Consider the following 24,886-nt stretch of genomic DNA (forward strand, 5'->3'; position numbering starts at 1 on the left):
TTAGCTATTTGCCTAGATTGGAGGATAAAATATGCAATATCTTTGGGGAATTGGTGGAATGATTGGTATACTAGCAATAGCGGTAGCCTTTTCAAAAAAACGTAGTGCAATCAATTTTAGGACTGTTTTTGGAGCGTTAGCAATCCAATTTATTTTCGCTCTAATTGTGTTGAAATGGAACTTTGGAAGAACTATCTTGGAGAAGGCAGCGGCGGTTGTTCAAAGTGTGGTAGATTCCTCTAGTGCCGGAATTGATTTTTTATTTGGAGGAGTGCTAGGAGCAGAAAATTCGGGGTTTACGTTTGCCTTTCAAGTGTTACCGATTATCGTATTCTTTGCTTCATTAATTTCAATTCTTTATTATCTAGGCATTATGCAGTTCCTAACGAAAATAATCGGCGGTTTTTTTTCAAAAGTACTACAAACGAGCGTGCCTGAATCTATGTCGGCGTCAGCAAATATTTTTCTTGGACCAACGGAAGCCCCGTTGGTCATCAAGCCTTACATAGATAATATGACTAGGTCAGAGTTATTTGCTGTAATGGTAGGGGGAATGGCGTGTGTTTCCGGTTCGGTTCTTGGTGGTTACGCGGCGCTTGGTGTGCCTTTGCCCTATTTGCTAGCAGCTGCCTTTATGGGTGCACCGGCTGGATTATTATTTGCTAAAATTATGATTCCCGAAACAGAGGAAGTAACACCGGTGACAGATATGGAAATTCCTGAAATCGAAGAGTCTGCGAACGTACTCGACGCAGCTGCGCGCGGGGCCGCGGAAGGGTTGAAAATTGCCTTAGGTGTCGGGGCATTGTTACTTGCTTTCATTTCCCTTATTTTCTTGGTCAATACGATTATTGGATCTGTTGGTGGCATGTTTGGATATGGAGCGTTAACGCTCGAACAAATTTTGGGCTATGCTTTTCTTCCGATTGCTGTACTGGTTGGCGTTCCCTTGGATGAGGCATTGCAAGCTGCTTCGTTTATTGGACAGAAGTTTGTGTTAAACGAATTTGTCGCATACACTGCATTTGCACAGGAATTGACGAGCATGTCTGAAAAAAGTGTTGTAGTTATTAGTTTTGCGCTTTGTGGTTTTGCCAACCTGGCTTCAATCGCCTTGCTAATCGGGGCGCTAGGCGGGATTGCTCCGTCAAGGAGACCAGATATTGCGAAGATGGGCTTCCGAGCGGTTATCGCAGCATCCCTAGCCAATCTTTTTAGTGCCGCGATTGCTGGCATGTTATTTTAACTAAATTTTTTTAACAGCGGCTTCTAATTTGGAGGCGGCTGTTTTTTGATGTTTTTAAATTATGGCTTTCCGAATTTCAGGTACCTGTGCAAGACACTATTCAGTTAATAGACTACAATTGCATAAAGTAAAAAGGGGATATCGACTGTATAACGCTTTGTCGATATCCCTTTGGCTATTTATTCGAAGTGATGAATAGTTATAATTGTACCACTCACAGTGCTCAGCCCCCTTATAATGGACAAAGGATAACAAAGGATATGTTATGATTGTTGATAAATAAGGGTTTGAGGAGGATTTAAGTGAATAAATATGCAAAGAAACCGAGAAAAGCCTATGTACGACTCACACAGGATGAGAAGCTGGAGGTCGTATTAGGAGTGCTTGAAAATGGTCGGAAGCGCAAAGAGATGGCCTTGGAAAAGGATGTCTCCTTAAATTCCGTTAATATATGGATACGAAACTATCAGCTGTATGGTAGAGATGGATTAAGTTCTAATATACGAACAGCTTACGTAGCGCAGGAAGAAACTCAAAAAGAATTAAAGCGGCTCAAAAAAATCGAAAAACGATACAACGAGCAGCTAGAGGAGATTGAAATCCTAAAAAAGTTCCAGGCCTTTCTCAAGGAGAACGAATGAGCAAACGGTATGAAGCAGTGTCGTTATTGAGAAAGGATCATTCTGTCTCACTCATCTGTAAAGCAATAGGCGTATCTAAAAGCGGATATTACAGCTATTTAAAACGACCCGCGAAGACAATGACTGAGCGGGATGAGCAAGACATAGAAAAAATCCAGAAAACATATGACAAAAGCGGAGGCACCTACGGTGCGAAACATATTTCAGGTGAACTGAGGGCCGCAGGCTATATCATCAATCATAAACGGGTTCGCCGATTGATGGGTGAAATGAATCTGAAATCAAAGATTCGTAGGGTTAAATCATCGCGGGTACAAAAAGAAGCCAGTGCCGGCTATATCTATCCTAACCTATTAAACCGCGATTTCAACGCAGATTTAGCCAACCGCAAATGGGTGACCGACCTCTCGGAACTAACAGTAAATGAGGTGAAATTCTTTATCTCAGCCATCATGGACTTACATAACCGTGAAATCGTAGGATTTTCCATCAGTACGCATCCCAATGCGGATTTGGTCGAGGAAACAGTCCTACAAGCAATGGAAAAAAGAGGTCTTACAGACCTGAAGCAAGTGATCTTGCATTCGGATCAGGGAAGTGTCTATTCTTCCATGCGGCACCATCTGCTGGCTGAAAAGCTCGGGTTTATTCCGAGCATGTCTAGAAAAGCGAACTGTTGGGATAACGCAGTCATTGAGAGTTTCTTTTCTCATTTGAAGACGGAATTTCCACATCTGTTTCCTGTAGATTCAGCTGGGCAAGTAATTGATAACTTGCCGGATTTTATTGCTTATTTTAACGAAGAACGCAGTCAAAAGCGACTGGGTTATTTGACGCCGACCGCTTATTTAAAGACAGAAAGTATGGCGAGCTAATTAATAATTATTCACTGTCCGAAAAAAGGGGGCTAGACTAAAGGTACCTTCTAAACCACAGCGCTCTTCAAAAACACGCATACCGCCTACCAATCTCACACCTTATCTTCCTCCGCGAAAAGTGGCCTACTTTTTAGTTGCGATATGCAGTTGAAATGTTACTTCACGGTAGATAATACAAGCAAATGAATGATAAAAATAGTCAACAAAATAATATTTAGATTTTTATGCATGCGACTAAGTATTTCTGCTTGATCTTTTAGCTAATGTCTGCGTTCATCCTTGAATCATTAATTAATAGAAGGATGAAAAAATTTAAAATCTTAACTTATATTCATGTTGAAATTAAGTTTATTGTCAGTTATAATAGTACTTAATATATAAAGTGCTTACATAGATGATGAAGAAGGAGCTAGTCTTATGTCGGTATTTGATTTAGTTAAAGAGTTTAAAGTGAAAAGAATTATTAAATTAATTCGTGAAGAAGGTAAGATCTCAAGATCGGAAATTTCAGAGAAGATGAACATGCCACAACCGACAGTCACAAGAATTATAGAAGATTTACTAAGCAATAATATTTTAAAAGAGTCTGGTCTAGGATTATCAAGCGGAGGTAGGAGACCAATCCTGCTTGAATTTAATTCTAAAAGCTCCTACTCAATAGGAATAGAACTAGGTAGATCAGCAGTTAAAATTGGATTAACAGATTTAAACGGTAACTTTCTTTCATTCAGAATGAAAGAAAGTGAAGGGGAAAAAGAAGTCGACAGGTTAGTTGGTTTTTTGAAAGAAGGATTAAGACAAATATTAAACGAGACCCAAATACAACGTAGTGAAATTTTGGGAGTGGGGGTAGGTTTACCCGGTCCTTTGAATGAAGAAAACGAGTTAATTTCGCCACCAAACTTTTATAATCAAATCAAAATACCACTGAGAAAAATGCTTGAAGAAGGGCTTGGATTTCCGGTTATTATTGATAACGATGCAAATGCTGCTGCTTTAGCAGAAAAATGGTTTGGAAAAGGAATGCATGACAATAGTTTTGTTTATATATTAGCTGATGTAGGAATTGGAAGCGCTCTCATTCTTAATGGCGAGATTTACCGAGGTCTTAATGGTGAAGCAGGTGAAATAGGTCATTCGACTATAAATGTTTTTGGACAACAATGTACTTGCGGTAATTATGGTTGCTTAGAAAATTATGTATCGATTCCTAAAATTGAAGTGGAGGTAAAAAATCGTTTGAAGGTTGCTCAAGTGAATGAACGAGGATTATTTCCTGAACAGTTAGAAAAAATTGCATTTAAAGATGTCATAACTGCTTATCGAGATGGTTCGGGATTAGCTAAGCAAGTATTGGAGGAATCGGGCGATTATCTTGGCATCGGAACAACAAACCTGCTAAATATTCTTGCACCCGAAAAGGTGATTATTGGTGGTGGAATTGGAATTTCAAGTCCTATCTTTACGGAAAGAGTACAATCTGTAATCCGGGAACGTGCTTTAGGCCGCTCGACCAAAAATATTCACGTTGTAGCATCTGATTTACGAGAGGGGGTGGTTTTAGGGGCAGCAGCTTTGGTAATAAATCAAACCTTTTCTTTATTTACGCTAATCAATAATGAAAAAACCAGTCAAAGGGAGGAATTTTAAATGAAGATCAACAAATTATTAATGGTAATTTTTGTGGTGGGTCTTTTAGCGATAATGTCAGCATGTGTCGGAAATGAAAGTAAACCAGATGGTGATACAAGCGGTAAAGAAGGTAAAGGCGAAAACGAATCTACAGTGACAATCAATTGGCAAGCTATTCCACCATATTCATTACAATCAACAGATGAAAACCGTGTTGAATATTTACAGAAAGCAATTGATGAGTGGGAAGCTGAAAATGGAAAATTTGAAATCAATCCAATGGTAACAACTTCAAATATTTCAGAAGGAATGGCTAAATTACAAGAGCAAGCGGCGCAAGGAAGAGCACCAGATGTAGCGATGGTAGATTCATATATTTTTCCGCGTTTTTATGACTATCTACAACCACTAGATTCATATTTAGAAGAAGCGGGAATTGAGCTTGATGACTTCTTCCCATTTGCTCAAGACGTGATGACCGGTCCGGATGGAAAAATTTACGGTCTCCAGTTTACGACGGATGTTCGTACTTTGTACTATCGTACTGATCTCGTTCCTACACCGCCTCAATCTTGGGATGAAGTTTTAGAGATTGGTAAACAGTTAAAAGAAGATGGATATAATGCATTAATGTTCCCTGGTGGTACGGATGAGCCTACGGTAAATACATCCCTTTGGCCTTATTACTGGGCACAAGGTGGGGAACTTGTAGATGACGAAGGAAATGCTGTTTTTGGTGAAGGAGAAAACCGTACAAAAATGCTGAACGCTCTTACTTATTTACAAAACCTTGTAGATACAGGTGTAACTCCTAGCCGTGTGACAACGTATGGTAACGAGGCAGATTTAAATGCTGAAATTGCAACTGGCGAGTTAGCTATGTTTATTGGTGGAAACTGGCAAGTATCTCAAATGAAAGAGATTCTTGGTGAAGAAGAATTTTCGAAGTGGGGAGTTTCTCACATTCCTCATAAAGACCCTAACGCCAAGACAACATTAGCAGGTGGCTGGGTTTGGGGAATCTTTGCAGAGGATGAAGAGAAGCAACAGGCAGCATTTGATTTCATTGTACACACATTTATAGGAGATAAAGGAATGGGAAATTGGGCTACGATAGGCGGTTATTTACCAACACGCGAATCTGTATATAAACATGAATCATATACAGGAAATGTATTTACAGATCAATTTAGCGAATTTTTAAATCATGCGCAAATGCGTCCAGCGGCAACTTCTTATACAAAAATTTCAGCTGAATTGCAAAATGCTGCTTCCAGTGTTCTTTCGGGAGGTAAAACACCAGAAGATGCACTACAAGATGCTTGGGATGCAGTAAAGTAGATTAATTGAAAGTGGTGCTTACCAATGAAAAATGAATCAAATAACGGAGCAGGTATTTATAAAAAAGCACAAAGGAAACCAAAAAAACTGGGGAATTCCCCAGTTCTTTGGTTTATCCCTTTAGTTCTCGTTCTATTACTTGTCTTTGTTTATCCGATTATTGAAATCATCCGATTTAGCTTTACAGATGCTGGATTGATTGATCGTGATTACACTTATACTTTAAAATCTTATTTTTCTTTATTTACTTCACCAGGCTTTTTCAACATGTTATTTGTTACCGGTTTTTTTGTTTTCTTTAGTGTGACTTTTCAAATGATGTTAGGTTTAGCCGTAGCATTATTAGTTGATCAAGGAATGAAACGGAGGCTTCATGGGACAGTTATCCTTAGAACAGCCGTATTGACTGCATGGGCAATTCCAGGTGTCATTATCGGAATTATCTGGACGATGTTGTATAACGAATCCAATGCTGGCGTTTTAAATTATATTTTATCATTTGTCGGACTTGATTCTGGTATTGCGTTTTTGTCAGACCCTATAAATTCTTTGATATCTGTCACATTTGCAAATGTTTGGCGTGGGACAGCTTTTAGTATGATTATGATTTATGCTGGTTTGCAGACTATTTCAAAAGACGTTATCGAAGCTACATTAGTCGATGGTGCTAATGCGGTACAAAGGTTGTTTAAAGTCATTATTCCCATCTTATCACCTGTATTATTTATAAACTTAATCGTCGTTACTGTTGAAACATTTAATACATTTGACATGGTTATGGCATTAACTGGAGGAGGACCTGGACGTAGCACTGAAGTTATTGCTCTGAGCATATATAATAGCATTTTTCGTCAATTTGAATTAGGCCAAGGTGCTGCAACAGCGGTTGTTTTATTATTAATCAATACATTGATGACTGTTATATATTTTAAAGCCATTGAGAAGAATCAGGCGGTGAATTAAGTATGGAAACAAAGTCAAAAAGGCTTACAATAAATACTTTGATATATTGTGCTTATTTTGTAATTTTGCTGTTTTTTTTATTCCCATTATTTTGGGTCCTATCTGTATCACTAAAATCAATACCTGAATTATTTGCATCACCACTTGTTTGGTTTTCATCAAATCCGCAGTTTTCAAACTATACGTACGTAATTCAAAAAACAGAAATAATTAATTACTTAGTCAACTCGATTATAATTGTGATTTTCACGATATTTTTCACGTTATTGATTGCGGTTCCTGCTTCCTATGCTTTATCTAGATATAAATTCCGATTAAAAAAGCCTTTTATGCTTGCTATATTGATTTTCCAGATGGTATCGCCAGTGGTAGTTGCGATTCCTTTGTACCGTTTGTTTGTACAGCTTGGATTAATAAATTTACATTGGAGTCTAATCTTAGTTTATATAGCTATTCAGTTACCATTTACGACATGGTTTTTAAAAGGTTTCTTTGATACGATCCCACATACTCTCGATGAAGCAGCAATAGTGGATGGTTGTACACGTTTACAAGCATTATGTAAAGTTATTCTTCCCGTAAGTACGCCAGGATTAGCATCCGCTGCCATTCTTGTTGGTGTATTAAGTTGGTCTCAATTTGTTATTCCATTCATTCTGCTTGATGATAATAAATTGTTTCCAATATCAGTTGGATTGATAAATTTACAGTCCACAGCCGAAGCAATCACTCTACATTATTTGGCGGCAGCCAGTATTATTGCGATTCTACCCATCATTATTATTTTCATCTTGCTTCAACGCTATATTGTTGGTGCTTTAACGAGTGGGTCGGTTAAAGAATAAGTGTAAATAACTCTTACAAAATAAGGGGGAAGTCTAATAAGTGGGGTGGGAAATCCAGACCACCTAATTTGGTTAATATAAATAGTCTATTTAATATTTAGGAGGGCAAAAAACATGCCAATTAAAGCACGTAATTCATTCTTAGAAGTTAATAATACAAAAAATATTGATATTGGAACGGGAAAACTCACAGCGAGTATTGCAAGAAATGGAAAATTCACATCAATAAATACACTTCATCAAAAGTTCGGATATATTACACTTACTGCAATTGAACAATTCCCAAACGAGAAGTGGTACGACAGTCAATTTGTTCGAAAGTATCGAAATCGAATTGCTAGCAATAGTGGATTTGGTACATTCCACCAGTCAGAAAAGCCTACCAATTATGGATTAACAGCAGCTAATAATCCTGTGATTGAAAAAAATAATGAAAATGAACATATTATCTCACGTTATTTTGCAATTAAAAACAATGGAATAGATTTCATATTGCAGGAAGATGTTATCACAAACACTGGATTAGAGGACATCATATATCCGTTGTGCATAGGTGGAACATTCAGTTTGAATAGAAGTAGTTATGGACAACTAACTGAAGGTGGACCAATTCTTATTCCAGACCTTATTAACGATGTCGCTGTTAGCGGGAATAAGATCTTAATTGAAAATAAAAATTTGGCGGCAAAAGCCGAGGTGTCTGTTTTCATAAATGATCAACCTCTCACGTTAAAGCCATTCTCTGAAGTAAGTTCTGCACCTATCGATTACTTTTTTGAAGATAACCTTTTTCTTAAGCAAGGGGAGTCTAAAACTGTTTCACTTATCTATCGGGTTTCAGAAATCAAAGAGAAGACATTTGACCTTAACATATCGGAGGTAAATACACTTAAGTCGTCTGAGTCGATAGAATCAAACATTTCTATTGACCAATTTGTTATAAACCAGAACATTAACTATATTAAAAATTGCTGTGCTGTTCCAGTTGATGAGAAACATATTTGTGTTATAACTGATCATCAACTTTTGCCATTATCATGGAATCGTGATGCATATTATATGATCAAGTTATTACTTGATGCTAAAAAAGAAAAACTTGCGCCATCATTTGATATTCAAGAAATTGTAAAAGGTCATTTGCAGTGGATGTTCAATATTGCTAGTCGTCCTGAAGGTCACTGGGGGCGAGCATATGTAACGAATGGATTTTGCAAAGATAATGCATTTCAATTGGATCAACAATGTTATCCGCTTCTTGAAATATATGATTACCATCAATCTTTTGGTGATGAAGAAACAGTTCAAGGGTTATTAAAAAATGTTGATGCTATTTTGGATATGATTTTAACTCACCGCCATAAAGATGAATGGTTATTCGAGACGGGAGAGACGCCAGCGGATGATGAAGTTGAATACCCTTATCATTTTTCAAGTCAAGTTCTAATTTGGAGAACATTAACGAGTTTAGCAATTTTAAATGAACGCTTTTCTTTTACAACAAAGCCATTAGCCACTTGGGCAGAGAATATCCAAAGGGATTGCCTAAAGGCTTTTACCATAGAAAATAGATTGTTTGCTTATTTGGTTGATTTAAAGGGTAACTATCGTTTATATCATGATGCAAATGATTTACCAACCGTTTATGCACCTATTTGGGGGTTTTGTTCAAGCGATGATCCAATTTGGAAAGCGACAATGGAATTTGCCTTTACGGAGGAGAATATCGGCGGTTTTTATCCAGGATCTTTTGCAGGCTTAGGATCTATCCATACCCCACATCCTTGGCCTTTAGGCGATGGACAAGAGCTACTTTATAGTCATCTGATTGGTGACGAAAATCGAAAGGAAAAAGTCTTGGAAAAGTTAAAAACGATTGTACAATGGGATGGGCTATTTTCTGAAGCCATTTCGGAACAGACAGGCAAAGTAACCTCACGCTACTGGTTTTCGTGGCCAGGATCTTTTATATCATCGGTTTTACTTCAACTGAAAAAGGAGAAATAAATATGAACTTTGCCATTGGTGTTGATATAGGCGGAACTAAAATCGCAATCGGTCTAGTAAAAGATGATGGAACACTTATTAAAGAGATTATAATTGCGACCAATTTACAATGCTCTCCCTATCAAATGATTGATAATATTTGTTCGGAAATTAAACAACTATTAGTAAGTCATTCGATTGCTGAAAGGGATGTACTGGGAATAGGGATAGGAGCACCTGGACCATTAAACATTAATGAAGGCATGATTGTTTGTCCACCAAACCTTCCTAATTGGAAAAACGTTGAAATAGTGAAGCGATTTCGGCAAGCTTTTCCTGTACCAATTTTTTTACAAAATGATGCAAATGCTGCTACCTTAGCAGAGAAATGGTTAGGAGCAGCCGTAAAGTCTAGTCATTTTATCTATTTAACCATTAGTACAGGGATTGGTGCAGGTATCTATAGTAACGGTAATCTGGTTGGAGGCGCAAGTGGAAATGCTGGTGATGTAGGTCACATGGTAATTGACCCTAAATACGGAAAATGCACTTGTGGTCAATATGGTTGCTTTGAATGGATTGCTTCAGGGACGTCTATCGCAAGACTTGGGTCTACTATTGTGGGAAAGAAGCTTGAAGCAAAGGAAGTATTTGAGTTTTATAACCAAGGACATCAAGAAATTTCTCAAATGATTGAAAATGTATTTACAAATATCGGAGTTGGATGTGTTTCACTTATCAATTCCTTTGATCCTGAATTAATTGTAATTGGGGGAGGAGTTTCGAAGGTAGGAGAACCGCTATTTAAAGCTATTCGAAAATATGTTAGTGAATATTCGTTGAACCCAAATGGGCAAATGACAGAAATCGTTCCTTCCGGATTAGCTCAACAATCTGGAGTGATTGGTGCTGCAGCATTAGTAATCTTAGATAAGGCTGACAGAAAAAGATTGATTTATACATAGTGATTAAAACATCTTTTAGAACTAATTTCAAAGTGCATAAATTGAGACAAGCTTTGGAATGAATTTGGTTAAGCTAATTGTATATTCAAGTTCAACACTCTACATGAAGTACAATATAGTCTTTGCTTGCAATTTGTTGATTTAGGAGCCTTAGCCCCTAAATCAACAAATTGGGCGAATGCTTCGGCTGGTGTCTACTTTTATCTAGTAATTAAAATGCTTTCGTGGCTTAGATATTTTTTGGGTTTGCGACTAAAATTCATTATATATCCGCAAAATGAAAATATTATAAAGGGGCACATTATGAATATAGTCATTGCACCAGATTCCTTTAAAGGAAGTCTAACTTCTATTCAAGTAATTAATATTATGAAAAAGGCGATTAAGAATGTAAATCCAAATTATATTGTAATAGAGAAACCAATGGCTGACGGTGGAGAAGGTACGATTGAGTCATTGCTTACTGCAACAAAAGGTGAAAAATTTCCAATCAAATGTTTAGGTCCATTAGGTGAAGAAATTCATACGATATATGCAATTGTAGAACTAAATACAACTGTTATAGAGTGTGCAAGTATAGCCGGTCTAACTCAAGTGCCAATAAATAAACGAAATCCTGATATTACAACAAGTTTTGGTATTGGAGAGGCTATCATCAAAGCGCTTGATAAAGGATGTACTTCTTTTATCATCGGACTTGGTGGTAGTGCAACAAATGATGGTGGGTTAGGAATGCTTCTTGCACTTGGCATGAAAGCATGGGATCAATATGGCAAAGAAATCGGACCATTTGGACGAGATGTACATCATATAAGCAGAATTAGTTTTTCTGAACTAGATTCAAGACTAGCAGAAGTTGATATAAAAATTGCTTCTGACGTTGATAATCCGTTGTGTGGTGAGAAGGGAGCAAGCGCAGTTTATGGACCACAAAAAGGAGCAACATTAGCGCAGGTAAAAAAATATGATCTTGCACTGGATCATTTTGGAGATTTAATTGAGGCGGCAGTTCATAAGTCAATCAAGACAATACCTGGTGCAGGTGCTGCTGGTGGACTTGGTTTTGCTTTATTAGCGATTGGGGCAAATATTACTTCGGGAGCGGAATTATTAGCAGATGCGGTGAATATGGAAGATGCGATTCGAAATGCTGATCTCGTTATTACAGGTGAGGGACAAAGTGATGAACAAACACTCTATGGTAAAGCACCTGGTTATATCGCTTCACTTGCTACAAAACATAATGTACCTGTTGTATTAATTTCGGGGAGCCTTAAAGATGTAGAGAAATTAAGTAGTAGCTTTGCTGGTTGCTTTTCAATAATAAATAAGCCTTTGTCTCTAGAATCATGTATGGAGCATGCTGATTCATTACTTTACGAACAAACAAAGCAGATTGTTCAATTAGCAAGTGTGATAAGACAAAAATAATATTCACAAGTTGAATACTTAATTCTCGTTCAAACTGTTGTTATATTATTTTCGAGTAAACTTACATAGTTACGAAAACAATTTGGGGGTTTTTCATAAGTCTTGGTTGAATCTTCAATTTCAATAAGACCATTAATTTATCAAGTTCTGGTTGGATTGTGGTTAACCTCTTTTTTAAGTTCACATTTTTTCATTGCATTGTAATAAACTTTAAAGTGGAGGAGTTAATAATGTACCAAGAACCTATCTTTTTAGAACCGGCATTTAAAAAACGTATTTGGGGTGGGAATAAACTACAGACATTGTTTGGATATGCTATTCCAAATGATTTAACAGGAGAGGCATGGGTGATTTCGGCTCATAGGAACGGTCCATCTATCATCAAAAACGGCTTGTTACAGGGGGATAGTTTAGTACAAGCTTGGCTTGAGCACCCGTTATTATTTGGCAAAGAAACGACCGAGGGTGACTTTCCGCTATTGGTGAAAATACTAGATGCTAATGATAATTTGTCTGTACAAGTTCACCCGGATGATGAGTATGCTAGAAAAGTAGAAGATGAACCGTATGGCAAGACGGAGTGTTGGTACGTGTTAGATTGTGAGCAGGGTAGTGAAATAATTTTTGGTCATCATGCTGATAGCCAAGAAGATTTTAAGCGCAAGGTGGATGCTAGTGAATGGGATGACTTACTTGTTAGGGTTCCGGTGAAAAAAGGCGATTTCTTTTATGTTCCTAGTGGGACGATTCATGCGATTGGTAAAGGGATTGTCATTTTGGAAATCCAACAAAGCTCAGACATTACGTACCGTGTCTATGATTATGATCGGAAGGATGCTGAAGGTAATGCACGAGACCTCCATATTCAACCTGCGCTTGACGTAACGAATTATCCGCATTCTTCAGATTCACTGAAGAAAGTGGAAAAGACCATTGATGATTTAGTGACTACGCAATTAGCTAAAGAACAGTATTTCACTGTCTACCACTGGAAATTGACTGGAAATGTATTAACACCTTTGCGAGCGAATTATCTGTTAGTGAGTGTCGTGAATGGTAGGGGGGAAATCACGGTTAATGACCGTTCATTCCCGCTTAAAAAAGGTGACAACTTTATATTTCCGGGAACGATTACTAGTTATGAGATTGAAGGGGATTTAGAGATGATTGTGTCACATGAATAGTTAAATAAAAGCGTCATCTAATTCTAGGTACCTGTGCGTGGGACTATTCCGTTAATTTACTACGGTTGCATAAAGTGAGAAGGAGATACCGACTATATAGCCATTTGTCGATATCCCCTTGATTTTTTATTTGAAGTATTGAATAGTCATAATTGTACTGTGCACAAATATCTTTTATAGGTTTTATTATGTAACAAAAGACTACAAGTTTTCATCCGCAGCCTTAATCATTTCTTCAATCATCTTACTAGCATTTTCGGCTGCTGTTTTGACGAAGTCTTCATACTTCACTTCCGCCTCGCCGCTGGCATCGTCCGAGATTGAACGTATAATAACAAATGGCACTTCATTCAAGTGTGCAACATGAGCGATTGCTGCGCCTTCCATTTCTACGGCATATGGTGAAAAGTTTTCTGTAATCCAATCTTTTTGTTCTGGACTTGCAATAAATTGATCGCCGCTTGCAATTCTTCCTTGAACTACATTGATATCCTCGTTTAATCCTCTTGTTGCTGATTGTGCAAGTTGAATTAACTTTTCATCAGCTTTGAAATAACTTGTATCCATGCGAGCAATCACGCCTGGCTTTTCTCCAAATGCGGTGATATCAAAATCATGTTGGACAGCGTCTGTTGAAATGACGATATCTCCAATGGTTACGTCAGTAGTTAGGCCACCTGCAACGCCTGAGTTGATGAGATAGTCAACGCCGAAATGATCTACTAACGCTTGAGTACATGCAGCTGCATTCACTTTTCCGACTCCCGATTGTACCAAGACAATGTTTTCGCCATCTAATGTTCCCTTATAAAATTCCATTCCTGCTATCGTTTCAGTACTTTCTATTTCCATTTTATCGCGAAGGATTTCGACTTCTTCAATCATAGCTCCGATAATGCCGATAACCCGTTTTTCCGATTGTTCGGTAATTGTTTTTTCTTTTGATTGTTCCGTTGAAGTAGTCGTTGAACCTTCTTGTTTCGTGGAACACCCAATTAACATGAAAGCTGCAATCATGATGATTGTAAAGAATTTAGGACTCATTTTGTTTCTCATAGATGTGAATTCCTCCTAATATACTAAAAAGACGAACGTTTATAATTATATTATTACTATCGTTCGCGTTTACTAGGTTAGTATATAACGGTAAATGAAAATATGCAACCGTTTTTTAAGGTGACTGTGCGATGGAATACAATTGCATAAAATTGTGAAGGGGATATCGACATATAACACTTTGTCGATATCCCCTTGTTTTTTATCCAAAGTAGTTAAATTTCATGGTTGTACCGCGCACAGGTACTTCGTATTTCACCTTGACGCTTTGTTAGGAAGATATACAATGAAAGAGCGGGGAGAAATTAGCAATGCTTTTTTATAATGGGGGTAGCGTTTAAAATACTAGGGAATATGCTGATTTCATTATTAAACTAACAGCCGATTGTGAATAACTATACGCAATTTTTTATATTTTGTTAATGAAGTTAAATGAGAAATTTAAAGGTCGGAGGTGGTTATTATTTTAGAGTTCTTACAAATTAAAGAAGAATTTTATATCCTAATATACTGCTTCATAATTTTGTGGATAAACATTGAATATTTAATAGAGCATAAAAAACTAAAAGAAGGACTATCTGACATTGATTCTGAAGAAGAGTTTGTTATGACACCCAGTAGTATTTCTGTAATGTTATTTATTTTAGTATTTAACTTTATCAGAAGATGGTTGGTATATTTATTAGCCGTAGCTATTACTGGGAATTTATTTGTGATTATTATTGCAGCAATTTTATTTGCGCTTAGTTTGTATGATAGTTTATTTAATTATAGCTTAGAAAAAGTGAAAAATTCAAAAATAGGATTAGATCTTGTAGTTATAGATACGATAGCCATTACAGGTTTTGTAATCTACCTTTTTATTCTTCTAATTAACTAATGAGTTACTCACTGAAATAATAAAATGAAAATCCTCAACTTTGGTTTGGGATTTTTTGTATATATCTTCAAATTTAATATTATTACACCCTAACATATTCTCACTTCAAATTAAGTAGCCGATTTTTAATTCTACATTCATAAATGTGGTTATTTCGTTTGTTAAACAATGACAAAAGTAGTCGTTAATCATTGAAGATTTATGCATTTAAAAGAGCCCGATGCTTATGAAAATTTGGGCTCAGTTAGTGTTTTTAATTTCGATTTGTACCAGAGAACTAAACGGGTTACTTCAACTCAATTAATTCTTTGTCAAACATCTTTGCCCTTTTAACTGTATCCCTCTTTTAATATCCTCTATCAACCATTCATTCTTCAAAAATTCCGTTTGGGCTTCTTCGAGCGACACTTTCTGAAACTGAATCGTGGCAGTCGGTTGTAGTTGTGCCATGCTGGGTAAGTCTGCTGAGATAATTTGTCCGATTTTCGGATAGCCGCCTGTCGTTTGGCGATCGACCATTAAAATAATCGGCTGCCCATTTGAAGGGACTTGGATGGTTCCGTAGGTAACGCCTTCAGAGAGTAATTCAAATTCTTCTATTAAAGTAAGTTGCGTGGTGCCTTCCAATCGATAGCCCATACGGTCGGCTTGTGTGGTTAAAGTATAGGGTTCAGTAAAAAGTAATTGTTGGCTTTGTTCATCGAATCGATTGAATTCAGTTCCCTCTAGGACCCGTATCGTTTGCGGCTGTTGTAAATTCAGCAGTGGTTTGTAATTAACGGACCACGTAAAATGCTCATCTCTAGCTTTTAATTGATGAAAGAATGAAAGACCTAAAGCGTTCATTTCTCCGCAATCGAAAGTATCCCCTTTTTGTAAAGCTCTCCCTTGAAAACCGCCGATTCCCGCACGAAGGTATGTACTTTTACTGCCCATTGCCTGCGGAATTGAAATTCCGCCAGCGAAAGCGATATATGCCCGAGCGCCTTTTGTTCCAGATTTGAACGTTAAGATGGATCCTTTTCGGACAAGGACAGGACGCCACATGGGCGCTTTTTCGCCGTCAAGGCTAGCCGCTAAGTCACCGCCAGTAATTGCAATTAATTGGTCGTTTTCAAATTGAAGCGACGTTCCAAATAAAGTCACCTCGAGCGCGCCTTCGCTCTCTTCATTTCCAACCAATAAATTTGCAATTCTAAGTGAATAACTATCCATTGCCCCGCTAACAATCACGCCATATTTTTGAGCGCCGTATCTACCAAGATCTTGGATTGTTGTTAAAAGACCTTGGTGGAGTACTGTAACCGTCATAATTTCAACTCCTTGTCAGAAGAAATGGGCACAAATCGAATTTTATCCCCAGATTGCAACAAAGTCGGCGGCGACATATCAGGAAGAAATAAATCTAGCGGCGTACGCCCGATAATTTGCCAACCACCCGGAGTTTCTAGTGGATAGACACCTGTTTGTTTGCCTGCAATGCCAACCGATCCAGGGGGAATGGCTAGCCGGGGCGTTTCTTTTCGCGGCGTAGAGATTCTTTCATCCATGCCTCCGAGGAAAGGAAACCCCGGAGCAAAACCGATCATATAGACTAAATACTCGTTCTCCGTATGTATTTGAATGACCTCTTCAATTGACAGTCCATTGTATTCTGCAACATACGCCAAATCAGGACCGAATTCTCCTCCGTATACCACAGGAAGCTCTACGACTCTTTTTTCCGAACCTTGTTTTTCACTAATTTGTTTTGAGAGTTTTTCTATGTAAACGCATACTTGTTGGTAAGGCGTTAAGGTACGATTTGTCTGTGAAAGATAAACACTATATGGGTTGTAATAAATGGTGAGGTTATCATAAGCCGGAACAGCCTCAATGAATCCATCAAAAGGGTGCTCGTCTAATAACATGGATAGATAGTTTATTCTTGCATGAATTGCCGGGCAAATCCCTTCACCGAGTTGGACAATTAGCGCGGAATCTCCTAAAGGTTTCATCGTCGTTTCTTTCATAAGATGACTCATTATATAATAATCCTCCTGTTGTTCGACATTCGATACGACTGTTTTGAAAAATGGACCTTACTGATAGTATAGTATTATCAATTTAAAAAACAAGTTCGAAAAGTTTGAAGTAACAGCATTATATTTGAGCAGAAAATATATAAACTCTATTAAAAATAAATGTTCTATGATAGAATCAATCTACATTTCAAAACAAGAGTTCCACAATTCGGAATCATTGTATTGTAAACGCTTACTAGAATGGTATCGGAGGGAAAATGGATGTTTAAAGTAGATTTGAATTGTGATTTAGGGGAAAGTTTTGGACGGTATAAACTCGGGGAACAGCAAGAGATATTAAAGTATGTTTCTTCTGCCAATATTGCATGCGGTTTTCACGCTGGAGATCCAACCGTCATGCGAGAAACAGTCAAGCTGGCCATTGAGAATGGCGTGAAAGTAGGGGCACATCCCGGTCTCCCCGACTTAAATGGATTTGGCCGTCGCGATATGGCGATTACTGCACAAGAAGGATACGATATGGTCGTTTATCAAATTGGTGCGCTGCAAGGATTTTTAACTCGCTATAACGAAACCATGCAACATGTAAAACCGCATGGTGCCTTATACCAAATGGCTTCGAGAGACAGTAAACTTGCGGAAGCCATTGCGCAAGCGATTTACGATGTTTCTCCTTCGTTAGTGTTATTTGGGCTGGCTGGAAGTGAATTGACAAAAGCGGGAGAAAAGATCGGCTTGCGTACAGCACATGAAGTATTCGCCGATCGTACATACCAAGCGGATGGATCTTTAACGTCGCGTTCACAACAAGATGCATTGATCACGGACCAAGAACACGCTGTTGCACAAGTGCTCAAGATGGTAACGGAAGGCAAAGTTCGCTCACAACAAAATACGGAAGTATCCTTGCAAGCCGATACGATATGTATCCACGGGGACGGTGCGCATGCTCTAGACTTTGCAAAGTATATTAAAGAAACGCTAGAAAATAATCAAATTAATGTTGCAGCCATTTGTAACTAAGAAGGGTGTCGTTTGAATGAAAGAGAACAAGTTAGGAAGCTTGCAAGATAATCAGAAGGTTACAAGAAGTGTCCTGCTTGGTGCAGCATTTTTAATGGCGACTTCTTCGATAGGTCCTGGCTTTTTAACGCAAACCACAGTGTTTACACAGCAGTTGGCAGCAAGCTTCGGGTTTGTTATATTAATTTCCCTGATCTTAGATGTATTTGCGCAAATGAACGTTTGGAGAATCATTGCTGTATCCGGGTTGCGCGGTCAAGAGATTGCGAATAAAGTATTACCCGGACTCGGCGTCGTATTAGCCGTTTTAATTGTGATGGGCGGTCTCGCCTTTAATATCGGAAATGTTGCAGGGGCAGGTCTTGGTTTAAACGCAATGATCGGGATTGATCCGATCATTGGAGCGATCATTAGCGGTGCATTCGCGATTTTTATTTTCGTCGTGAAAGAAGCCGGAAAAGCAATGGATAGAGTCGCTCAAATTGCTGGAATTGTCATGGTGTTATTAATGTTGTATGTTGCAATTTCGACGACTCCGCCTGTTGGAGAAGCCATAGTCAATACGTTTAAACCGGAACAAATTAGTATATTTGCCATAGTGACACTTGTCGGTGGAACGGTTGGCGGATACATAACATTTGCGGGTGGCCATCGTCTTTTAGATGCAGGTGTAAAAGGTATTGAATCATTACCCGAAGTTACAAAAAGTTCTATAATAGGTATCTTAGTGACAGGAATCATGAGAGTGGCATTATTCTTAGCAGTCCTCGGTGTTATCTCGAAAGGTCTTACGATCGATCCGGGAAATCCGCCAGCTTCGGTATTTCAACTTGCTGCCGGGAATATCGGATATAAAATATTCGGCGTTATTATGTGGGCTGCTGCGATTACATCAGTAGTAGGTGCAGCTTATACATCTGTTTCATTTATACGGTCATTCAGTCCGGTCATTGAAAAATATCACAATTGGATCATTATCCTATTCATCTTAATATCTACAATTACGTTTGCATTCGTTGGGCGACCTGTGAATATTCTATTACTCGTTGGCGCTTTGAATGCGCTCATTTTGCCACTCGCACTTGGCACGCTATTAGTAGGTGCTTATAAAAAGGACATTGTCGGCAGTTATAAACATCCGTTGTGGTTGGCAATTGGCGGGGGGATCGTTGTCGTGGTCATGGGGTATTTGGGGATTGTGACATTGATTGAACAAGTTCCTTTGCTTTTCAAATAAATAAAGAGCTTCTCTAAAAAAGGAGTTATTATATGAAAAATTATGACATGATGGCACCAAATGAAATAAGAGAACTCATTCGGAATCAAACAATCACGGGTCCGACCGCGGGTATGTCAAAAGGATACACGCAAGCAAACTTAGTCATTATTAAGAAGGAACATGCTTTTGATTTTTTGTTGTTTTGCCAGCGAAATCCCAAAGCATGCCCCTTATTAGACGTCACTGAACCTGGTTCTTTCATTCCAAGCAAGATTGCGGACGGCGCCGATATTCGAAAAGACATTCCTAAATATAGGATATACAGGGATGGTGTCTATACGGAAGAAGTAAAAGACATCACGGCATACTGGGAAGAGGATATGGTCGGCTTCTTATTAGGTTGCAGTTTTACATTTGAAGCCCCGCTTATTGAAAGCGGGATTCCAATCCGCCATATCGAAGAAAACTGCAATGTTCCGATGTATAAAACGAATGTTCAATGCGAAAAAGCAGGTCTATTTGAAGGGCCCACTGTTGTGAGCATGCGGCCGATGAAGCCTGAAGATGCCATTCGCGCGGTCCAAATTACGAGTCGTTTCCCAGCTGTTCACGGGTCGCCGATTCATATCGGCGACCCAAGCCAAATTGGCATTGCGGATCTATCAAATCCTGATTTTGGTGATTCGGTAACAATTAAAGAAGGTGAAATTCCAGTATTTTGGGCTTGCGGCGTGACCCCTCAAGCCGTCGCTATGCAAAGTAAACCTTCAATAATGATTACGCACGCACCGGGATGTATGTTCATCAGTGATGTGAAAGATGAAAAGTTGAGCGTTATTTAAAATAAACTCATATCAGACTTTGGATAAAGGGTATGTGATGTATGGACACTTAGACGACACACTACAATTGCATGAAAAAAGGGGGGATCGGCTATTTAACACTTCGTCGATATTCCGATCACTAAAAAACTGACTTCCATAATGGAAAATCAGTTTTTTTATTTACATAGTTTTTTAAAACTGAAAGCGAATCATCAATCATAATCCATTCGATTGCATAAAGTTTGAAGGGGATACCGACCATAAGCCAAGAGGGAAAAGCCAAATCCATTCCCAAAGCGCCAAGCAGATATAGTGGGAATTTCCAATACATCAAAAAAGTATTAATTATAGAATTCAGAATTTATGCAGAGGGAATTTACAAAACCTTTACAATAAACCTTAATTAAATTTACAATTCGGGAGTATTATTTACAAAGGGCCAATAAATCATGTTGGAGGTACAAATATGAAATTTATTAAAAATGCAACGAAAGCATTATTGGTTATTTCCTTAGCAGTCGTATTAACTGCATGCGGCAACGATGCCGAAGGGGATACCAAATCATCAAAAGAAAATTTAGCTACAATTGCTATTTCCGGGTCTACTTCCGTAGGGCCTTTAGCTGAAAAATTAGCATTTAAATATGAAGAGAATAACGATGTCAAAATAGAAATCAACCAGATTGGATCATCGGCAGGCATAACAAATGCAATAAATGGCGTATCTGAAATCGGTATGTCTTCCCGTGATTTAAAACAGGAAGAGATAGACAGCGGATTGAATGAGACAGTTATTGCTTACGATGGGATTGTTGTAGTCACTCATCCGACGAACAAAGTAAAAGATCTCACATTGGAACAAGTGAAGAAAATATTCACCGGCGAAGTGACAAACTGGAACGAGCTTGGCGGTGAAGACTTGGAGATTGTGGTGGTATCTCGAGAGGACGGCTCAGGTTCACGTGATGCATTCCAGGAAATCGTCGACTTCTCATCAGGTGAGTTAGTGAGAAGTGCCATAATAGCAAGTGGAAACGGAAATATTAAAACAACTGTAGCAACAAATAAGCATGCAGTAGGTTTCATTTCCTTCGAATATATCGATGATTCCATTTCAACGATTGACATTAATGGAGTGGAGGCAACCGCAGAAAATGTTCTGCAACAAAAATATAAACTATCACGTCCATTCTTGTTCGTTAACAATGAAGAAAATTTAACTGATGCAGGACAACAATTCATTGATTTCATTTTAAGTCCGGATGGACAAGCTGTTGTTTCTGAAACGGGCGCTATACCAGTTCAATAATTTATTAATCAAATCCATGTCTGTCTTGTAAAAGTAATCTTGGAGGAATGCAGCTATGACAAGCGCACCTATTGAAAAACAAAACATAGGTAACGGTAAATCAAATAAAAGAAAATATATGTTGGAAAGTTTATCATCAAAGCTTTTCTTATTCTGTGCACTTTTATCAGTGCTCAGTTTGTTGTTAATCGTCGGATTTGTATTTTATAGAGGTTCTCATCCGTTTATAGCAGGGGGATATAGCTTTTTCGACTTCATCTTTGGAGTAGATTGGGTGCCGAGTGAGGACAAATTCGGGATATTCCCAATGATTGTTGCTTCCATTTATGCGACGATTGGCGCATTAATCATCGGGGTGCCAATTGGATTGTTTACAGCAATCTTCTTATCGGAAATCGCGCCAAAAAGAGTTAGAAAGATTATCTCGCCGGCCGTTCAGTTGCTTGCCGGGATCCCATCTGTTCTGTATGGTGTGTTTGGACTTGCGATTATCGTGCCATTTTTACAGAACTATTTAGGCTTAGTGAAAGGGCAAAGCTTATTGGCCGTCATCTTGGTTTTAGCGATCATGATGCTTCCAACAATTGTCACGGTAGCTGAAACGGCGATCCGCGCTGTTCCAAAAACGTACCGGGAAGGCTCTTTGGCGCTCGGCGCTTCTGAAATCGGCACAATTTTTAAAGTTGTCGTACCGGCAGCCAAGTCCGGTATTATGGCAGCCATTGTTTTAGGTTTAGGTAGAGCGATCGGAGAAACGATGGCGGTTATTTTGGTAGCAGGAAACAGTTTGATCACTCCTACGAGCCTTACAGACAGTGTTCGCCCGTTGACAACCAATATTGCTTTGGAAATGGGTTATGCTGCAGGGGTACATCAAGAAATGTTATTTGCAACAGGTATTGTGTTGTTCTCCTTTATCTTGATATTAAACTTCGTTTTAGCAAAAATCAGCGCAAGGGGTGCTAATTAAAATGAGAACTCTTAAGGATAACTTATTGCGCGGAATGCTATGGCTCTCAAGCTTAGTAACGGTTGCTATTCTTTTGATTATTGTAGGATATATTTTTTATAAGGGATTCCGTCTCATCAATTTCGAATTTATATTTGGAGACTATTCGCCAACAGGTGGCGGCGGCATTTGGCCGATGATTGTTACAACCGTGTATACAATCGTTATTTCACTGGCCATTGCAACACCTATCGGAATTTTGGCGGCTGTGTATCTTCAAGAGTACGCGAAACAAGGACGGCTAGTAAGAACGATCCGTTTTGCGACAGAAAGCTTAACAGGGATTCCGTCAATCATCTATGGATTATTCGGTGCGGTATTCTTCGTTACGACTTTAAAGCTCGGTATGTCGATCATCGCTGCATCATTAACTTTGACCATCATCGTATTGCCTGTGGTCATCCGAACAACAGAAGAAGCATTGAAAACGGTGCCCGCTGCGTATCGTGAAGGTTCTTTGGCTTTAGGAACAACGAAACTTCAAACACTGATAAAAGTCATCTTGCCAAGTTCGATGCCTGGAATACTATCAGGAATCATTCTTTCAATGGGACGGATTGTCGGCGAGTCGGCTGCGATATTTTTGACCGCTGGAACGGTGGCGGCGATGCCTACAAGCATATTCTCTTCTGCAAGGACATTAACGGTTCATTCCTTTTTAGTGACACAGGAGGCAGGAGATATTGAACTTGCAGCTGCGGTTGGAATTGTTTTAATCGTTATAATCTTGCTTTTGAACTTCTCAGCTACGTTCATATCCAAGAAATTAAGTAAAGCAGATTATTAATTATGCAATAGGAGGGAAATTTGTCACTTATGAAACAGTCAGAAGGAACAGCAAAGATTAACGTAAAAGATTTGAATCTTTATTATGGAGATAAACAGGCACTATTTGATGTGTCGTTGAATATTGAAGAAAAGAAAGTGACAGCATTGATCGGACCATCCGGTTGCGGAAAGTCGACTTTTCTACGAACGCTAAACCGGATGAATGATTTAATAGATGGAGTGAAAATCAACGGGGATATTGTAATTGATAATGAAGATATCTATAAATCCAGTGATGTCATTAAACTTCGAACAAAAATCGGCATGGTATTCCAAAAGCCGAATTTATTCCCCATGAGTATTTATGATAATGTTGCGTACGGACCTCGGGCACAGGGCATTAAAAATAAGAAAGTATTGAACGAAATTGTTGAGGAAAGCTTGCGTGGCGCTGCGATTTGGGATGAGGTAAAAGACCGTCTTAAGTCATCGGCACTTGGTCTTTCAGGCGGTCAGCAACAAAGGGTTTGCATTGCCCGTGCAATTGCGATGAAGCCGGATATTATTCTTATGGACGAGCCTACTTCGGCACTAGACCCAATCTCAACATTAAAAGTTGAGGAATTGATTGCACAATTGAAAAAAGAATATACAATTGTAATAGTTACACACAACATGCAGCAGGCTGCACGTGTATCAGATAAAACAGCTTTCTTCCTGAACGGGGAGATTGTTGAATATGATGTCACAAATAACGTCTTTTCAAATCCGAAAGACCAAAGAACAGAAGATTATGTAACGGGCAGATTCGGTTAACTATATAAAGGGGTGACTGTAGTGAACGCGAGAAAAGGTTTTGACAAGAACTTGCAAGAATTGCAAAACAAGATGACGGAGATGAACGAACTTACCATATCTGCATTTGAGAAAGCTTTCACGGCTTTTAAAACTCAAGATGTTGAATTAGCTTTAAGAGTCATTGACGAAGACACAGCAATTGATAATCTGGACCAAGAAATCAACCAATATGCCGTGTGGCTAATAGCAAAGGAGCAACCATTTGCAACGGATTTACGAAGAATCATTTCGTCATTAAAAATCACTTCTGATATCGAACGAATCGCCGATTTCGCAGTAAACATCGCAAAAGCAACGGCTAAAATCGGAGTCACCGAATCACTGATCAATATTACAAAACTTGAGGAAATGAAAGAGCTTTCCCTTAAAATGCTTAAAATGTCGTTGACTGCATTCATAGATGGAGACATGGCCCTAGCTAAGGAAGTCGGGGGAATGGACGATAAAGTCGACGATTATTATGCTGAAACCTATAAAAAAATTACTGGGTATTTACGTGAAAATCCGGAAGAAACAACACAGCTCGTACAATTATTATTCGTCAATCGTTATCTTGAACGCACCGCCGATCACATCACAAACATCGCAGAAAGCGCGGCGTATTTGATAAAAGGTCAGATTTATGATTTAGGTTAAGTTGAAAATACACTACAATTGCATAAAATAAAAAAGGGATATCGACAATATATGATATGCTCCCCTTAAGGTAGACAGATTAAAAAATAAAAATCTGTTTTTCCTTAGGGGGATTTTTTATGGCACGTAAATTTTACTCGAATAAATTTAAATATGAAGTAATCATGGCTT

General features: G+C 38.4%; 23 protein-coding genes. 20 read left to right on the forward strand and 3 right to left on the reverse strand.

The window, feature by feature from the left end; all coding sequences use genetic code 11:
• Nucleotides 1-31 precede the first annotated feature (31 nt).
• The 11 genes from G8782_RS12675 to manA all read left to right on the forward strand — a co-directional run bounded on the left by G8782_RS12675 (nt 32) and on the right by manA (nt 13,109).
• On the forward strand, nt 32-1,246 hold the full coding sequence (locus G8782_RS12675) for a NupC/NupG family nucleoside CNT transporter (protein WP_172371728.1): 1,215 nt from the start codon (nt 32-34) through the stop codon (nt 1,244-1,246).
• 302 nt (nt 1,247-1,548) lie between these two features.
• Nucleotides 1,549-1,887, forward strand: a complete 339-nt coding sequence (locus G8782_RS12680) for a transposase (protein WP_172371730.1) — start codon at nt 1,549-1,551, stop codon at nt 1,885-1,887.
• Nucleotides 1,884-2,762 (forward strand): IS3 family transposase, encoded by an 879-nt coding sequence (locus tag G8782_RS12685; RefSeq protein ID WP_172371732.1) that lies wholly within the window; start codon nt 1,884-1,886, stop codon nt 2,760-2,762. Before G8782_RS12680 ends, G8782_RS12685 begins: the two co-directional genes overlap by 4 nt.
• A gap of 420 nt (nt 2,763-3,182) precedes the next feature.
• On the forward strand, nt 3,183-4,415 hold the full coding sequence (locus G8782_RS12690; RefSeq protein ID WP_172371734.1) for an ROK family transcriptional regulator: 1,233 nt from the start codon (nt 3,183-3,185) through the stop codon (nt 4,413-4,415).
• Nucleotides 4,416-5,738, forward strand: coding sequence for an extracellular solute-binding protein (locus G8782_RS12695; protein WP_172371736.1), 1,323 nt, complete (start codon nt 4,416-4,418; stop codon nt 5,736-5,738).
• A 24-nt stretch (nt 5,739-5,762) separates the two neighbouring features.
• Nucleotides 5,763-6,701 (forward strand): carbohydrate ABC transporter permease, encoded by a 939-nt coding sequence (locus G8782_RS12700; RefSeq protein WP_172371738.1) that lies wholly within the window; start codon nt 5,763-5,765, stop codon nt 6,699-6,701.
• A 2-nt stretch (nt 6,702-6,703) separates the two neighbouring features.
• Complete coding sequence (locus tag G8782_RS12705) at nt 6,704-7,546, forward strand: carbohydrate ABC transporter permease (protein ID WP_172371740.1); 843 nt, start codon at nt 6,704-6,706, stop codon at nt 7,544-7,546.
• A 114-nt stretch (nt 7,547-7,660) separates the two neighbouring features.
• Complete coding sequence (locus tag G8782_RS12710; RefSeq protein ID WP_172371742.1) at nt 7,661-9,550, forward strand: glycoside hydrolase family 125 protein; 1,890 nt, start codon at nt 7,661-7,663, stop codon at nt 9,548-9,550.
• A gap of 2 nt (nt 9,551-9,552) precedes the next feature.
• Entirely contained in the window at nt 9,553-10,494 is a 942-nt protein-coding gene (locus tag G8782_RS12715; protein WP_172371744.1) for an ROK family protein, read from the forward strand.
• 303 nt (nt 10,495-10,797) lie between these two features.
• Nucleotides 10,798-11,925 carry a glycerate kinase gene (locus tag G8782_RS12720; RefSeq protein WP_172371746.1) on the forward strand — a complete coding sequence of 376 codons (1,128 nt, stop codon included), beginning with the start codon at nt 10,798-10,800 and terminating at the stop codon, nt 11,923-11,925.
• 230 nt (nt 11,926-12,155) lie between these two features.
• Entirely contained in the window at nt 12,156-13,109 is a 954-nt protein-coding gene (gene manA, locus G8782_RS12725; protein ID WP_172371748.1) for a mannose-6-phosphate isomerase, class I, read from the forward strand.
• A 201-nt stretch (nt 13,110-13,310) separates the two neighbouring features.
• Here the strand turns inward: manA and G8782_RS12730 are convergent, their stop codons facing one another.
• Nucleotides 13,311-14,165, reverse strand: coding sequence for a 5'-methylthioadenosine/adenosylhomocysteine nucleosidase (locus G8782_RS12730; RefSeq protein ID WP_246231660.1), 855 nt, complete (start codon nt 14,163-14,165; stop codon nt 13,311-13,313).
• 454 nt (nt 14,166-14,619) lie between these two features.
• On the opposite strand from G8782_RS12730, the gene G8782_RS12735 reads away from it, so the two are divergent.
• Nucleotides 14,620-15,045, forward strand: coding sequence for a hypothetical protein (locus G8782_RS12735; protein WP_343035061.1), 426 nt, complete (start codon nt 14,620-14,622; stop codon nt 15,043-15,045).
• 300 nt (nt 15,046-15,345) lie between these two features.
• On the opposite strand, the gene G8782_RS12740 is transcribed toward G8782_RS12735, so the two are convergent.
• Nucleotides 15,346-16,356 (reverse strand): 5-oxoprolinase subunit C family protein, encoded by a 1,011-nt coding sequence (locus G8782_RS12740; protein ID WP_172371750.1) that lies wholly within the window; start codon nt 16,354-16,356, stop codon nt 15,346-15,348.
• On the reverse strand, nt 16,353-17,069 hold the full coding sequence (gene pxpB / locus G8782_RS12745) for a 5-oxoprolinase subunit PxpB (protein WP_246231661.1): 717 nt from the start codon (nt 17,067-17,069) through the stop codon (nt 16,353-16,355). Before pxpB ends, G8782_RS12740 begins: the two co-directional genes overlap by 4 nt.
• 261 nt (nt 17,070-17,330) lie before the next feature.
• Here pxpB and G8782_RS12750 point away from each other — a divergent pair, with 261 nt between their 5' ends.
• From G8782_RS12750 to phoU, 8 genes are all read left to right on the forward strand, one after another.
• Nucleotides 17,331-18,092, forward strand: coding sequence for a LamB/YcsF family protein (locus G8782_RS12750; protein ID WP_172371752.1), 762 nt, complete (start codon nt 17,331-17,333; stop codon nt 18,090-18,092).
• Between the two features lie 16 nt (nt 18,093-18,108).
• Complete coding sequence (locus G8782_RS12755) at nt 18,109-19,329, forward strand: NRAMP family divalent metal transporter (RefSeq protein ID WP_172371754.1); 1,221 nt, start codon at nt 18,109-18,111, stop codon at nt 19,327-19,329.
• Nucleotides 19,330-19,361: 32 nt separating this feature from the next.
• Complete coding sequence (locus G8782_RS12760) at nt 19,362-20,153, forward strand: putative hydro-lyase (protein WP_172371756.1); 792 nt, start codon at nt 19,362-19,364, stop codon at nt 20,151-20,153.
• Between the two features lie 448 nt (nt 20,154-20,601).
• The gene (locus G8782_RS12765) at nt 20,602-21,444 is read left to right on the forward strand and encodes a phosphate ABC transporter substrate-binding protein (RefSeq protein ID WP_172371758.1); all 843 of its coding nucleotides are present in this window, start codon (nt 20,602-20,604) and stop codon (nt 21,442-21,444) included.
• A gap of 55 nt (nt 21,445-21,499) precedes the next feature.
• Nucleotides 21,500-22,414, forward strand: a complete 915-nt coding sequence (gene pstC, locus G8782_RS12770; RefSeq protein ID WP_172371760.1) for a phosphate ABC transporter permease subunit PstC — start codon at nt 21,500-21,502, stop codon at nt 22,412-22,414.
• A 1-nt stretch (nt 22,415) separates the two neighbouring features.
• Complete coding sequence (pstA, locus tag G8782_RS12775) at nt 22,416-23,240, forward strand: phosphate ABC transporter permease PstA (protein ID WP_172371762.1); 825 nt, start codon at nt 22,416-22,418, stop codon at nt 23,238-23,240.
• A 29-nt stretch (nt 23,241-23,269) separates the two neighbouring features.
• Nucleotides 23,270-24,037 carry a phosphate ABC transporter ATP-binding protein PstB gene (gene pstB / locus G8782_RS12780; protein WP_172371764.1) on the forward strand — a complete coding sequence of 256 codons (768 nt, stop codon included), beginning with the start codon at nt 23,270-23,272 and terminating at the stop codon, nt 24,035-24,037.
• A 21-nt stretch (nt 24,038-24,058) separates the two neighbouring features.
• A complete protein-coding gene (phoU, locus tag G8782_RS12785) occupies nt 24,059-24,715 on the forward strand; it encodes a phosphate signaling complex protein PhoU (protein ID WP_172371766.1) in 657 nt (218 codons plus the stop codon).
• Nucleotides 24,716-24,886: the final 171 nt, after the last annotated feature.

The sequence above is a fragment of the Sporosarcina jiandibaonis genome (assembly GCF_013184495.1).
Taxonomy (GTDB): Bacteria; Bacillota; Bacilli; order Bacillales_A; family Planococcaceae; genus Sporosarcina; species Sporosarcina jiandibaonis.